At 76.0% G+C, this 13,532-nt stretch carries 13 protein-coding genes; 5 read left to right on the top strand and 8 right to left on the bottom strand.

What is annotated here, in order from left to right; translation table 11 throughout:
• Positions 1–178 precede the first annotated feature (178 nt).
• Positions 179–1,915 (bottom strand): lipopolysaccharide biosynthesis protein, encoded by a 1,737-nt coding sequence (locus ND486_RS25725; RefSeq protein ID WP_251786949.1) that lies wholly within the window; start codon positions 1,913–1,915, stop codon positions 179–181.
• A gap of 49 nt (positions 1,916–1,964) precedes the next feature.
• Positions 1,965–3,158: a hypothetical protein gene (locus tag ND486_RS25720; protein ID WP_251786948.1), complete on the bottom strand. Its 1,194-nt coding sequence runs from the start codon at positions 3,156–3,158 to the stop codon at positions 1,965–1,967.
• Positions 3,159–3,336: 178 nt separating this feature from the next.
• Here ND486_RS25720 and ND486_RS25715 point away from each other — a divergent pair, with 178 nt between their 5' ends.
• Positions 3,337–4,566: an amidohydrolase gene (locus tag ND486_RS25715; protein ID WP_251786947.1), complete on the top strand. Its 1,230-nt coding sequence runs from the start codon at positions 3,337–3,339 to the stop codon at positions 4,564–4,566.
• 6 nt (positions 4,567–4,572) lie between these two features.
• On the opposite strand, the gene ND486_RS25710 is transcribed toward ND486_RS25715, so the two are convergent.
• On the bottom strand, positions 4,573–5,472 hold the full coding sequence (locus ND486_RS25710) for a serine hydrolase (RefSeq protein WP_178374644.1): 900 nt from the start codon (positions 5,470–5,472) through the stop codon (positions 4,573–4,575).
• Positions 5,469–6,338: a LysR family transcriptional regulator gene (locus ND486_RS25705; RefSeq protein ID WP_062399970.1), complete on the bottom strand. Its 870-nt coding sequence runs from the start codon at positions 6,336–6,338 to the stop codon at positions 5,469–5,471. Before ND486_RS25705 ends, ND486_RS25710 begins: the two co-directional genes overlap by 4 nt.
• Positions 6,339–6,422: 84 nt before the next feature.
• On the opposite strand from ND486_RS25705, the gene bla reads away from it, so the two are divergent.
• The gene (gene bla, locus ND486_RS25695) at positions 6,423–7,337 is read left to right on the top strand and encodes a class A beta-lactamase (protein ID WP_251786946.1); all 915 of its coding nucleotides are present in this window, start codon (positions 6,423–6,425) and stop codon (positions 7,335–7,337) included.
• A 10-nt stretch (positions 7,338–7,347) separates the two neighbouring features.
• On the opposite strand, the gene ND486_RS25690 is transcribed toward bla, so the two are convergent.
• Complete coding sequence (locus tag ND486_RS25690) at positions 7,348–8,154, bottom strand: SGNH/GDSL hydrolase family protein (RefSeq protein ID WP_251786945.1); 807 nt, start codon at positions 8,152–8,154, stop codon at positions 7,348–7,350.
• A gap of 352 nt (positions 8,155–8,506) precedes the next feature.
• Between ND486_RS25690 and ND486_RS25685 the strand changes: the two genes are divergently transcribed.
• Positions 8,507–8,794, top strand: a complete 288-nt coding sequence (locus ND486_RS25685) for a DUF1540 domain-containing protein (protein ID WP_062399966.1) — start codon at positions 8,507–8,509, stop codon at positions 8,792–8,794.
• On the opposite strand, the gene ND486_RS25680 is transcribed toward ND486_RS25685, so the two are convergent.
• Entirely contained in the window at positions 8,779–9,195 is a 417-nt protein-coding gene (locus ND486_RS25680; RefSeq protein WP_251786944.1) for a hypothetical protein, read from the bottom strand. The two genes, ND486_RS25685 and ND486_RS25680, sit on opposite strands and share 16 nt — an antisense overlap.
• Before the next feature lie 49 nt (positions 9,196–9,244).
• Positions 9,245–10,783 carry a long-chain-fatty-acid--CoA ligase gene (locus ND486_RS25675; RefSeq protein ID WP_251786943.1) on the bottom strand — a complete coding sequence of 513 codons (1,539 nt, stop codon included), beginning with the start codon at positions 10,781–10,783 and terminating at the stop codon, positions 9,245–9,247.
• A 59-nt stretch (positions 10,784–10,842) separates the two neighbouring features.
• Here ND486_RS25675 and ND486_RS25670 point away from each other — a divergent pair, with 59 nt between their 5' ends.
• Both ND486_RS25670 and ND486_RS25665 read left to right on the top strand, forming a co-directional pair.
• Complete coding sequence (locus ND486_RS25670; protein ID WP_251786942.1) at positions 10,843–11,568, top strand: GntR family transcriptional regulator; 726 nt, start codon at positions 10,843–10,845, stop codon at positions 11,566–11,568.
• Positions 11,568–12,713 carry an acyl-CoA dehydrogenase family protein gene (locus ND486_RS25665; protein WP_224403642.1) on the top strand — a complete coding sequence of 382 codons (1,146 nt, stop codon included), beginning with the start codon at positions 11,568–11,570 and terminating at the stop codon, positions 12,711–12,713. Before ND486_RS25670 ends, ND486_RS25665 begins: the two co-directional genes overlap by 1 nt.
• 4 nt (positions 12,714–12,717) lie before the next feature.
• Here ND486_RS25665 and ND486_RS25660 read toward each other — a convergent pair.
• On the bottom strand, positions 12,718–13,532 hold an 815-nt coding region (locus ND486_RS25660; RefSeq protein WP_251786941.1), incomplete at its 5' end, for a glycosyltransferase family 2 protein.

Genomic DNA, 13,532 nt, shown 5'->3' with positions numbered 1-13,532 from the left:
TGCGCGTCCCGGGATCTCCGGGACGCGGTCGAACCGTCGAGACTTCCGTCGGCGGGGGGCGGGGCACAACCCGGCGCGACGACGGGTGCCCGGCCTCACTCCGCCGGCGCGGCCGTGCGGCGGCCGCGCACGCGGGCGGCGGACCCGGACGCCGCCCCCTCCGGGCCAGGCCGTCGGCTCAGCGACGGTCGGCCGGGTGCCCCACGGCGCGGGGCGCGTCCCCGCGACCGACGGCGGGCAGCTGCACGGTGGCGTCGTCGGGGAGGCGACGACGGCCCCCGGTCGCCGCCGGGGCGGCCGCGTCGGCCGGGCGGTCCGGCCTCGGCCCGCGCGGCGCGCCGCCCCCGCGCAGGCTCCGCACCACCGACAGCTCGGCGGCGAAGCGGCCGCGCAGCACGACCAGCGTGCCGACCGACGCGACCCCGCCGGCCAGGGCCGCGGCGGCCAGGGTCACCAGGTCGATCCCGAGCGGGCGGACCAGCACCGCCACGCCCCAGGTCGCGGCCACGGTCAGCACCAGCGCCGGGACGTGCTTGACGTACATCCGCAGCACCGCCCCCATCAGGCCGGGCGAGACGCGTGCGGAGAACTGCAGCATCACCAGGAAGTGGACGACGATCGCCAGCGACGCCCCGGCCGCGACGCCGACCAGGCCCCACAGCAGCCCGCCGGTCACGGTGAGCACGACGACGTAGCCGGCGTAGAGCCACTGCCGCCAGGCCGCCCGGTAGACGGCGCCGGTGGCCCGGGTCAGCGAGGTGCTGATCTTGTACGAGGTGCGCGGCAGCAGGACCAGCGCGAACAGCTGCACCAGCGGCACGACGGCGTCCCACTGTGCCCCGAGCAGCACCCGGACGACCTCGGGGGCGAGCACGCAGAGCAGCACCGCGGCCGGCGCGGTGACCAGCGCGACCAGGCTCGCGCTGCGCACGTAGGCGGCGCGCAGGCGGGGGCCGTCGTCGCGGACCCGGGCCATCGCCGGGAACAGTGCCTTGTCGGCGGCGCCGCCGATGATGTTCGCGGGTTCGGAGAGCAGGTTGTAGGCGCGGCCGTAGACACCGAGCGGACCGGTGCCCAGCGCGTTGGCGACGACGAGCTTGTCGGCGTTGAGCGCGAACCAGTTGCCGAGCTGGGCGATGGAGAACCCGGCGCCGTAGCCGAGCAGCGGCCGCAGCCGGCCCCAGCTCGCGGTGGGCCCCTCGGGGCGGAACCGCGGCCGGGTCAGCGCGAGGTAGCCCGCGCACTTGGCGACGGCGGCGGCGATCTCGCCGAACGCGAGCGCGGAGGCGCCGAACCCGGCCGCGGCCAGGACGACGCTGACCCCGATCAGCGCGGGGCCCGCCGCGAGCAGGTCGACCGTCGCCATCGAACGGAACCGCAGGTCGCGCTGGAGCAGGCCGAGCGGGGTCGCCGAGGCCCCCGCGAACAGCAGCGCGATCGACAGCAGCGGCAGCAGCGCGGAGTCGGCCGGGAGCCCGACGAGCGGGCTGATCACCGGCGAGCCGAGGGCCAGCACCGCGGCGAACGCCGCCGCGACCAGCACCGAGAACCAGAACGCCGCCGTCACGTCGCGGTCGTCGAGGTCCTCGCGGTGCACCAGGGAGGCGGCGACGCCGAGCTGGGTGACCAGCTGGGTCAGCCCGACGATCAGCAGCGCGGCCGCGGCCGCACCGAACTCCTCCGGGGTGAGCAGCCGGGCCAGCGCGACGGTGGCGCCGATCTGCAGCACCGCCTGTCCGACGGTGCCGGTGAACGCCCACGCGAACCCGCGCGCGGTCCGCGCGGTCAGCGACGACCCGGACGATGCCGACGGACCCGCCGCACCCGGCGGGCCGGGGGCCGGTGCGGGCTCCGGGGGCACGGGCCGCAGCGGCCGGGTCGGGTCGTCGGGCAGGTCGCCACCGGGTCCGGTCACGCGGGTCCTCCGGTCGTCGGGGCGGGTCGGCGCGTCGGGGGGCGCGCCGTCAGTGCCGCTTCCCGCGGAGTGCGGGATGCAACCGCCCGACGGTACCGAGGGCGCTGAACCAGGCGAGCTGGGTGGCCCCGCTGTGCGCGGCCTCGCCCCGGCGCGGCTCGGCGAGCAGCCGGGCGCGGCGCATCCCGGAGATCGCCGGGTGGAAAACCGAGTTGCCGACGCCACGGGTCAGCACCAGGTCGGGCAGCCCCTCGACCGACGCCCGGTAGGCCGGCGGCACGCCACGCAGGCTCCAGCAGTCCGACCACGCCGGCGGCTCGCCCGGGTACTCGAGGACGAACTCCAGGTCGAGGACCTTGAGCCCGGCCCGCTCGTCCCACACGAGGTTGTGCGGGGACAGGTCGAGCACGAAGCGGCCGCGCTCGTGCAGGTCGCGGCAGAACCGCAGCAGCGTCCGCACGACCTCCGGGCGCAGCTGGGCGAGCTCGCCGGGCAGCCGGCGCACGATGTGCCGTCCGGTGTCGCCGTAGAACGGGGTGAGCAGCCAGTTCGGGCCGTGCTCGAGCAGCTCCGGGACCTCGGGCAGGTCGCCGAGGTCGAGGCGGGCCCGCAGCTCGCGGCCGAAGGCCTCGTGCGCCCCGGGCCGGAACACCTTGCACACCGACGGCCCGTGCACCGGGTGGTGGACCAGCGCGACGCGGGCGCGGAACCCGGGCGAGGTGCCGCCGAGCATCCGCACGACCGGGAAGGGCATCGCGCACCGGCGGCCGAGGTCCTCGACCGGTCCGGCGATGCGGTGCAGGATCCCCGGATCGCCGAGCGCGTCGAGCAGGGCGAGGGCGTGCTCCGGCGACGACGACGCCTGCACCGGCAGGTAGTGCTCCCGCGGCGGGACGCGGCGCAGGACCCGCTTGTCGGTGTAGTCCAGGACGGCGGCGACCCGGTCGGCGACCGCCTGCACGCCCGACGTCCCGACCGGGGCGACGACGTCGCAGGCCACGATCAGGGCGTAGGGCGCACCGGACGGGACCGGGCGCGACGCCGGCGCGGGCAGCGTGCCGCGGACCCGGGCGACCTGCGCGTCGTCCAGGACGACGACGTCGAGGATCTCCAGCCCGCGTGCGACACCGGCGACGGCCTCGTCGAGCAGGGGCGCGGCCGCCGACCGCACGACGAACACGGCCAGACCGCGCCAGCGGTCGGCCGCGGCCGGTGCGCCGCGCCGTGTCTCCTCGAGGGTCACCGGCTCGTCCCGAAAGGTTCCGCCATGAGCGAATGATAGGACCCCCTTGAACAAGGGGTTAACTCGACCGGTCCTGTGGTTGTCCCTGGGATGGCGGATTCACCGGTCCGTGTGACGGCATCGGAGGGACCTCGTCCGGCCCAGCCACCTCCGGCACCTGCCGCCTAGGTTCACTCGGGTGAGCAGCGCCGAACTCGCCGACCTGTACCGCGACCTGCACCGTCACCCGGAGCTGTCCTTCGCCGAGACCCGCACCGCGGGCATCGCCGCGGCCCGGTTGCGCGACGCCGGCTACGACGTCGCCGAGGGGGTCGGACGCACCGGTGTCGTCGGGGTCCTCCGCAACGGCGACGGCCCGACCGCGCTGCTGCGGGCCGACATGGACGCGCTGCCGGTCGCCGAGGACACCGGCCTGGACTACGCCAGCACCGTCCGCGCCGTCGGCCGCGACGGGGAGGAGACCGCCGTCGCCCACGCCTGCGGGCACGACATGCACGTCACCTGCCTGGTGGGCGCCGCCGCCGAGCTGGCCGCCGCCCGCGACAGCTGGCGGGGCACGCTGCTGGTGGTGTTCCAGCCCGCCGAGGAGTTCGGCGCCGGCGCCGACGCGATGCTCGACGACGGTCTGTTCGCCCGCTTCGGCACCCCCGACGTCGTGCTGGGCCAGCACGTCGCGCCGCTGCCCGCGGGGCTGCTGGCCCTCGCCGCCGGCCCGGCGTTCGCGGGCAGCGACACCGTGCGGGTGACCCTGCACGGCTCGGGCGGGCACGGCTCGCGCCCGGAGACGACGGTCGACCCGGTGCTGCTCGCCGCCGCGACGGTGCTGCGCCTGCACACCGTCGTGCCGCGGGAGGTGGCCGCGACCGAGACCGCCGTGCTCAGCGTCGGCATGCTGCGGGCGGGCACGAAGGAGAACGTCATCCCCGACTCCGCCGAGCTGGGCCTGACCGTGCGGTCCTACACCCCGGGCGTCCGGGACCGGGTGCTCGCCGGGATCGAGCGCACCGTGCGCGGCGAGGCCGCGGCCTCCGGGGCGCCGACCGACCCCGAGATCCGGCTGCTGGAGTCCTTCCCGCCGGTCGTCAACGACGCCGACGCCGCCGAGCGCACCCGGGCCGCACTGGCCGCGGTCACCCCGCTCCCGGTCGTCGACCCGGGGCCGGTCACCGGCAGCGAGGACGTGGGCCGGTTCGCCGTCGCCGCCGGGGTGCCGTGCGTGTACTGGCTGCTCGGCGGGGCCGACCCGGCCGCGTTCGAGGGCGCGGGCACCGTCGCGGAGATCCGGGAGCGGACCGCGTCGCTGCCGTCGAACCACTCCCCCCGCTACGCGCCGGTGGTCGAGCCGACGCTGTCGGTCGGCGTCGCGGCGCTGGTCGCGGCGGCGCGGGAGTGGCTGCCGGCCGGCTGACCGGGGTCAGAGGGCGGGGGCGCGCAGCGCGTGCACCGCGACCCGCGCGGCGGCCCCGATCGCCGCGTCCGCCCGCGGGACGGCGGCATCGCTGCGCGCGGCGTGGGTGTAGACGGCGACGGCGACCGGGTGCTCCCCCGGGTAAGTCACCACGCCGACCTCGTTGCGGACCGCGCCGACCGTGCCGGTCTTGCCCGCCACCCGCGCGGCCGCGGGGAACCCGGCGCGCAGCCGGTGCGGCCAGATCTGGGCACCGAGCACCCGGCGGGCGAACGCGGTGGACCCGTCCGAGGCGAGCTCGCCGCGCCACAGCAGCCCGAGCAGCGCGGTGGTGTCCGCCGCCGTGGTGGAGGAGCCGTAGACCGGGCTGAGCGCACGGGTCTCGACGGGGACGTCGTTGTCGGCGAGCACCCCGAAGGCCGCGGCGACGTCGTCGGTACCGGTGTCGGCGAGCAGGTCGGCGAACACGTCGTCGGTGCCGCCCCGGATCCGGGTGCCGCCCAGGCCCAGCTCGGCGGGCAGCGCGGCCACCCGATCCCGCCCCACCCGGGTGTGGACGACGTCGGCCGCGGCGTTGTCCGAGGCCGTCACCATCGAGGTGACCAGGTCCCGCCAGCTCATCGTCACCGGGTCGGCCAGCGCGGAGATCCCGGTGATCCCCGGTGTGCGCCGCACCGGGACGACCACGGGCTCGCGTGGGTCGATCGTGCCGGCGTCGACCGCCCGGCAGTACGCGACCAGCACGAACACCTTGTAGACCGACGCCATCACGACCGGCACGTGTGCGCCGACGCCGACCTCGCGCGCCGTCGGGCGGGTCCCGTCGCCGGTGACCGGGCGGGCGTGCAGCCAGCCGCGCACCCCGGCGTCGCGGAACACCGCGCGGACCTCCGCGGCCGGTGTCACGCACCCTCCCGCAGCGCGTCGGCGAGCGCCCCGACCAGGCCGTCCGGGACGCCGTCGCGGTGCACCACCCGGACCCGGTAGGGCACCGGTTCCCCCGCCACCGGCCTGCGGACCACACCGTCGCCGGCGAGGCCGGGATCGGCGGTGAGGAGGAACGCGGCGCCGGTCGCGACCAGCGCCAGCGCCTCCGCCGGGGACGCCGCGTCGGCCGGGCCGGCCGGGCACCCGCGGGCGTCGAGGGTGTCGAGCAGCAGGTCGTGGGCGGCCGGGGCGTGCGCCCGCGGCGCCGTGGCCGGCGCCGTCCCGCGCAGGGTGCGCAGCACCACCGGCCCCGGCCCGGCCGCAGCGGGGTGGCCTGCGGACAGCAGGACCTCGGTCGGCAGCGCGACGACCGGCCCGGCCCGCGCCGACTCCAGCACCGTCGGGTGCGCGACGACGGCGACGTCCACCGTCCCGTCCGACACCGCGTCGACCAGCGCGACGGTGGTCGCCACGGTCGGCGCGACCCGCAGGCCGGTCGCGGCGGCGGCGCGGACCGCCAGCCGGGCGGTGGCGGCCGGGCCGAGGTCGGCGACGACGCCGAGCCGCAGCACCCGGGCCGCCTCCGCGTGCCGGGCGGCGGCGCGGCCGAGCGCCGCGGCGTCCTCGATCAGGGCACGGGCGCGGGGCAGCAGGTCGCGACCGGCCGCCGTCGGGGAGACGCCACCGGGTCCGCGGTCGAATAGCGGGGTGCCGAGCCGGGCCTCCAGCCGTCGCAGGCCCTGGGACAGCGGCGGCTGCGTCATCCCGAGCCGGGCGGCGGCCCGCCCGAAGTGCCGCTCCTCGGCGACGGCGACGAAGAACGTCAGGTGCCGCAGCAGGTCCACCGGCCTCGCCCCATATCGAACGGCTATCACACGCGAAGCACGATCGTATTCGCGCTATCGGTGCGGATGCGACACGGTGCGACCATGACGATCACCCGCCGCTCCCTGCTCCTGGCCGGTGCCGCACTGGGCGGCGCCGCGCTGACCGGCTGCGCACCGGCGGCACCGGCCGCACCCGCGGCGCCCGCCCCGGCGGGCCCGGGTGCCGGGAGCGCGCCGATCCCCGCGCTGGCCGACGTCGAACGCGAGTACGCCCGCACGATCGGGGTGCACGTGCTCGACACCGGTACCGGCGCGGCGGCCGGGCACCGCGACGGCGACCGCTTCCTGATGTGCTCGGTGGTCAAGGCGCTGATGGCCGGTTTCGTGCTGCACCGCTCGCTGTCCGAGCCCGGCCTGCTCGACCGCCCGGTCCGCTACGGGCGCGCCGACCTGCTGGAGTACGCGCCCGTCACCACCCGGAACCTGGCGACGGGGATGACGGTGGGCCGGCTGTGCGAGGCCGCCGTCACCGTCTCGGACAACACCGCGCACAACCTGCTGCTGCGTGAGGTCGGATCCCCCGCCGAGCTGACCGCGTGGCTGCGCACGACCGGGGACGGCGTCACCCGCGCCGACCGGTCCGAGACCGCGCTGAACGACCGCGACGGCGAGCGCGACACCTCGACCCCGGCCGCACTGGCCGCCACGCTGCGCACCCTGGTCCTCGGCGACGCCCTGCCGCCCGCGCAGCGGGACCGGCTGACCGGCTGGCTGCGGGCGAACACCACCGGCGACCGGCAGATCCGCGCGGCGGTCCCGGCCGGCTGGACCGTCGGCGACAAGACCGGCTCCGGGCCGCTCGGGGAGCGCAACGACTCCGGGGTGCTCCACCCGCCGGACGGCGCACCGCTGGTCCTGACGGTCTTCACCGTCCCGGCCGACCCGGCCGACACGGCGCGCGGGGAGGCCGCGGTCGCCGCCGCGGCCCGGGCGGCGATCGCCGCGCTGCGCGGCTGAGCGTGCCGGGTCAGATCCGGGCCAGCACCGCCCGCAGGATCGCGACCTGCCCGATCGGGCTGGGGTGCAGGCCGTCGTCCTCCCAGAAGTCGGGCCGGATCGGCATCCGGGACAGGTCGACCGCGTCCGGGTCGACCTCACGGACCGTCGCGACGAGCCCGGGGACGTCGGCCGGGTCCCACCACTCGCCGGTGAGCTCGCGGGTGGCGGCCACCCGTCCGGGGTCGACCGGCGGCGGGACGACGAACCGCACCCGGGCGCCGCTCTCGGTCTCCAGCAGCAGGCGCAGCGCCCGCAGGTTCCGGGCCGTCTCGCTGATCGACACCATCCGGATCCCGGTGGTCGCGCCCTCCCGGCGGATGTCGTTGGTGCCCAGCATGACCAGCACCCGGGTCGGCACCCGGGAGACCAGGACCGGGCCCAGTGCGAGTGCCTCGGAGCTGGTCCGCCCGGACAGCGCGAGCACCTCGACCGAGGCCTCCGGTTCGACCATCGGGACCAGCTCGGCGAACAGCCGTGCCCAGCTCAGCCGGTCGGCGGACAGGGAGTCGCCGACGACCACGATCCGCTCGCCCGGACGCAGCGCCAACCGGTGCAGGCCGTCCGCGACCGGCGGCTCGTTCCGCAGTGCCCGCGCCGCGGCGCGGACCCGTCCGGCGAGCCCGGCCCGCACCCCGGCGACGGCCGACGGGTCCAGGCCCGCGGTCGTCGCGAGCAGCCGGTCGATCGACTCCTCCTGCACCCCGAACGCCGCGAACGCCGGCCAGGCGGTCAGGTCGGCGAACCGGATGAGCCGGCCCATCAGGTCCTCGTCCACGTCGCCTCCCTCTCCGGCCCGGTCCAGCGGGTCCGGCGGGGGGATCATCGCCCACCGCGGGTCGGCGGCCACGCACGGCTCCGGCACCGTCGTCGCACCGGGCGGGACCGTGCGACGGACGGCTGCCGCCACCGGGCGACCGAACGGTCGGGTGTCGTCGCCGGCCGGTCACCTCCGTGACCGCCGCGGATCACCCGTCCGGCGGGCGTGCAATGTGATTCACACCACACAAGTGCCGCGTTTGCCGCACCGATCGCCCAGGTGGAGGGCGCAAATGAGGCGCCCCGCACCGCCGGTCAGGCGAGCCTCTGTTGCCTGGCGCGCACCGCACGACCCCGACAACCTGAGCGTCATGACCACGGCCCAGGACATGCCCCAGGTTCAGCAGTGCTCCGCCACCAGCTGCTCCTACAACTCCGACTCCAGCTGCGGCGCGGGGGCGATCACGATCTCCGGTGAGCACGCCCACTGCGGCACCTTCGTCGAGATCTCGTTCCGCGGCGGCAGCGGCAACGGCCTCGTCGGTGCCTGCCACCGTTCGGACTGCCGGTTCAACGAGAAGCTCGAGTGCACGGCGTCGTCGGTGAACATCGGCGCGGGCGCCGACGCCGCCGACTGCCTCACCTACGAGGCCAAGTAGGCCAGCTCCTCCGCCCGGACCTCGCCACGCTCGTCGACGCGCAACGCGCCGTCGGCGACGGCGAGGGCCGCGACGGGGTCGATGTCGTCGACGAGGACGGCGACCCCGTCCGCAGCGACGGCCCGCAGCGCGGACAGCACCGTGTTGCGGTCGTGTGCGTCGAGACCGTCGGTCAGGCGGTCGGCGAGGACCATCGCGGTGGGGCCCCGGCGGGCCGCGTCGACGGTGGCCAGCCGGTCCGCCGCCGACTCGGTCGCGCGGGCCCCCAGCCTGCGGACCACGGCGTCGTGCCCGTCGGCACACCGGCCGCTCGCGTCGTCCAGCCGGTTCATCATGCGGCGGCGCTGCACCGACGGCCCGAGCAGCACCGTGATGCTGCCGGTCGGCAGACGCAGAGACATGGAAGCCCTCCCTCACCGGTACTGAGGCGAGGCTAACCGACGATCGCGGTCAGGTGAAGGCCCTGCGGTAGGTCTCACGCAGCTCGCGCTTGAGGATCTTGCCGCTCGGGTTGCGCGGGAGCGCCTCCACGACGTCGACCGAGCGGGGCCGCTTGAAGCCCGCGATCCGCGGCCGGACCCACTCGATGAGGGCGTCCGGATCGATCGTCGCCCCCGGCCGCGGCACGACGACGGCCTTCACCGCCTCGCCCCAGCGCTCGTCGGGAACCCCGATCACCGCGACGTCGGCGACGTCCGGGTGCTCGGACAGCACGCTCTCCACCTCGATCGGATACACGTTCTCCGCACCGGTCACGATCATGTCCTTGATCCGGTCGGTGAGGAACAGGTAGCCCTCGGCGTCGAGGTAGCCGCCGTCGCCGGTGCGCAGCGTGGCGTCGTCGCCGAGCGCGGCCGCGGTGTCCTCGGGCCGGTTCCAGTAGCCGGCGGTGACCTGGTCGGACCGGATCCGGACCTCCCCCACCTCGCCGGACGGCAGCTCCCGGCCGGTCGCCGGGTCCACGATCGTCAGCCGCACCCACGGGTACGCCCGTCCGGCCGAGCGCATGAGGTGCGCCCGGGGGCCGTCCGGGTCGTGGTCGGCCGGGTCGAGCTGGGTGATCGCACCGGTGGTCTCGGTCGCGCCGTAGACCTGGAACAGCGGCGCCCGGAAGGTCTCGACGACCGCCCGCAGCGCGCCGACGGTGATCGGCGAGGCGCCGTAGGCGATCGACCGCAGCGCGGACCAGTCGCGGTCGGCGGCACCGGGCACCGCGGAGAGCATCTGCAGCACCGCCGGCACGAGGAAGGCGTTCGTGACGCGCTCGTCGGACATCGTGTCGAGCAGCGGCCCGGGGACGATGTCGGCGACGAGTACGCACCGCGCCCCGGCGGCCAGGCAGACCAGGGCGTAGCCGACGCCGCCGATGTGGAACAGCGGCATCGCGACGAGCGCGGTCGAGGTGGGGTCGATCGACCAGTGCCCGGCGGCGAGGAGCAGCGCCGAGAACTGCCGGTGGGCGAGCAGCACGCCCTTGGGCAGCCCCGTGGTGCCGGAGGTGTAGAGCTGCAGCACGGTGTCGTCCGGGGTGGACCCGGCCGGCGACGACGGCGGCAGCACGTCGGCGGCCGCGTCACGCCAGTCCGCGTGGTCCTCCCCCACGACGACGACCCGGCGCCCCTCGAGCGCATCGCGCAGCCCCGCGAAGTCCGGCCCCAGCACGACGAGACCGGCCCGGGCGTCGGCGACGAGCGCCAGCAGATCGGCCTCGGTGAGCCGGGTGTTGAGCGGGACCGACACCGCGCCGATCCGCGGCGCGGCGAAGAGCAGCTCCAGGAACTCCGGCCGGTTCTTCCCGATCCACACGACGCGGTCCCCGGCCCCGAGGCCGAGGTCGCGCAGGGCCGCGGCGGTGCGCCCGGCGCGCTGTTCGAGCTCGCCGTAGGTGGTCGTCGCGCCGTCGAACGACAGCGCGACGAGGCCGGCGCGGTCGGGATCGGCGAGGATGTCGGTCAGGCGGAAATCCTCGGCAGGGCTCTGACCCGGCACGTTCTTCTCCCTCGGTCGTCGGCGACGCAGGTCCGGCGAAATCGTATATGATAGTTGCCGTGTCGACGGCCGACTTCGTGCGTGAGCTCGCCCCGGGCCGCGCCCCGCAGCTGCCCGACCGCATCGCGCTCGTCCTGCGGGACCGCATCCTCTCCGGTGAGCTGCGCCCGGGCACCTTCCTGCGGATGGACCGGATCGCCGCGGACCTGGGCGTCAGCCACACCCCGGTCCGCGAGGCCCTGCAGTCGCTGCGCGCCGAGGACATGGTCCACGCGGTGCCGCGGCGCGGGTTCGTCGTCGCCGAGCTGACCCGTGACGACGTCGCGGACCTGTTCGAGGTGCAGGCCGACCTGACCGGGACGCTGGCCGCGCGCGCGGCGCAGCGGCTGTCCCCCGCCGACCTCGCACCGCTGCGCGAGCTCGCCGACCGGATCGCCGCGCTGTGCGAGCGCACCCCCGAGACCCACGACCCGGCCGAGCTGGACCCGCTCGTGTCCGCCGAGCACCGGCTGCACGCCGAGGTCAACCGGCTGGCCGGCTCGCGCAAGCTCGCCTGGCTGGTGGGGCGCTCGTCGCACTACCTGCCGGCGCACTTCTACACCGGCTCGCCCGAGTGGCGGGCCGGCGCGGTCGACGCCCACGTCGTCCTGCTCGACGCGCTCGGCGCCGCCGATCCCGACGCCGCGCGGGCGGCGATGCGCCGTCACGTGCTCGACGGCCGGGACCTGCTGCTCACCCACCTGGACCGCACCGGAATGTGGTCCGACGACCGAGGAGACCCCTGATGCCCGTCACCCTGACCGAGGACCAGACCGACCTGGCGAAGGCGATCGGCGACTTCTGCCGTCGCGAGATCGGCAGCAAGGAGCGCCGCGACGAGCTGACCGGCGGCGGGCGGCACGCCCACTCCGACGAGATCTACCGCAAGATGGCCGACCTCGGCTGGCTCGGCATCGCCACCCCCGAGGAGTACGGCGGCGCCGGCCAGGGCATGCGTGACCTGCTGGTCTTCCTGGAGGAGTCCGCGTACGGCCAGGCCCCGATCGCCGGGTTCGGCACGACCACCATCACCGCCGCGGCGATCGAGAAGTTCGGCACCGAGGCCCAGAAGCAGGAGCTGCTGGGCGGGATGTGCCGCGGCGACGTGCTGTCGATCTCGATGTCCGAGCCGGAGGCCGGGTCCGACGTCGGCGGACTGAAGTGCAAGGCCACGAAGACGGAGACCGGCTGGCGGATCGACGGCCAGAAGACCTGGTGCTCGAACGCGCACATCGCGTCGCACATCCTGCTGGTCGCCCGCACCTCCACCGAGGGCGGCAAGCACGACGGCCTGACCATGTTCGTCGTGCCCGCCGACGCGGCGGGCCTGTCGATCCACGGCATCGAGACGATGGGCGGCAAGGAGGTCAACGACCTCTACTTCGACGGGTGCGAGCTGCCCGCCGACGCCGTCGTCGGCGTCGAGGGCCAGGGCTGGCGCCAGCTCATGGCCGGGCTGAACCTGGAGCGGATGATCCTGGCCGGGCTCATGCTCGGACTGGCGCGGCGCGCCTTCGACGACACCGTCGCCTACGTCAAGGAGCGCAAGCAGTTCGGCCGCCCCGTCGGGAGCTTCCAGGCGATGCGCCACCGCATCGCCGACAACGCCACCGAGCTGGCGGCCACCCGTCTGCTGGTGCACGACACCGCGCGGGTGATCGACGAGGCCCCCGCGGGTGCGCTGTTCCCGCGCGAGGCGTCGATGGCCAAGCTCAAGGCCACCGAACTCGCCAAGCACCTGTCCCTGGAGGGGATGCAGATGCTCGGCGGCTACGGCTACGCCACCGAGTACGGCATGGAGCGGCTGCTCCGCCAGAGCGTCGTCTCGACGGTGTACGGCGGGACCAGCGAGATCCAGCGCGACATCATCGGGAAGTCCTACGGGCTGTAGCGGTTCAGGCCGCGGAGTTCCGGGCGAGCTCCGCGGCCCCGCGGTCGTCGCCGGCCTCGGCCTCGGCCTGCCGGTCGGGACGCGGAGCCGGGACGGCCGCCGGGCCGACGTGGGCGCCGGCCCCGGCCCGGACCCGCGCGGCCTCGGCGGCGCGGCGGATGTGCGCCGGGACGAGTGCCGAGCGCGCGGGCAGCAGCATCGGCGGCACCGCGCCACCGTTGCGCCGCACCTCGCGGGACCGCTGCAGGTAGGCCCAGCCGCCGCGGGCGATCCGGCCGCCGCGCTCCAGCAGCCCGCTGTCGGGCATCGCGTCGCCGGCGCCTGCCTCGCGGTCGGAGATGTGGCGCAGCCGGGCGACCGCCGCCGGGAGCCGGCGCAGCGCGACCGACCGGCCCTGCGGCGACAGCGCCACCTTCGCCAGGAAGCTGCCCAGCCCGATCGCGTAGCCCTCGAGCTGGGTGTTCAGCGCGGCCTGGTCGGGGCGGTGGTGGTGCCACAGGTAGGCGCCCGGGGCGTAGCCGAGGACGTTGCCGGCCAGGATCATGCGGACCAGGAACTCGCAGTCCTCGCCGCCGTGGGTGGGGGTGCCCGGGCCCATGGCCTCGTCGAAGCCGCCGACGGCGCGGGCGGCGCCGGCCCGCACGGCGAGGTTGGCGCCGATGCCGAACAGGCCGGGTGCGAACGGGAAGATCGGGGAGTCCGCGGGGGGCTCGGCGAGGGTGAACCGGCGTGGGGTGAAGCCCTTGTTCCAGGCCAGGGCGACGTCGGCGGCGCGCTCCTCGGGGCTGCCCAGGCGGGCGGCCAGTACCGGGCCGGAGA

It is taken from the genome of Pseudonocardia sp. DR1-2, assembly GCF_023717215.1.
Classification (GTDB): domain Bacteria; phylum Actinomycetota; class Actinomycetes; order Mycobacteriales; family Pseudonocardiaceae; genus Pseudonocardia; species Pseudonocardia alni.
The sequence above is the reverse complement of the archived record's forward strand: the minus strand, read 5'-3'. Positions and strand labels throughout refer to the sequence as shown.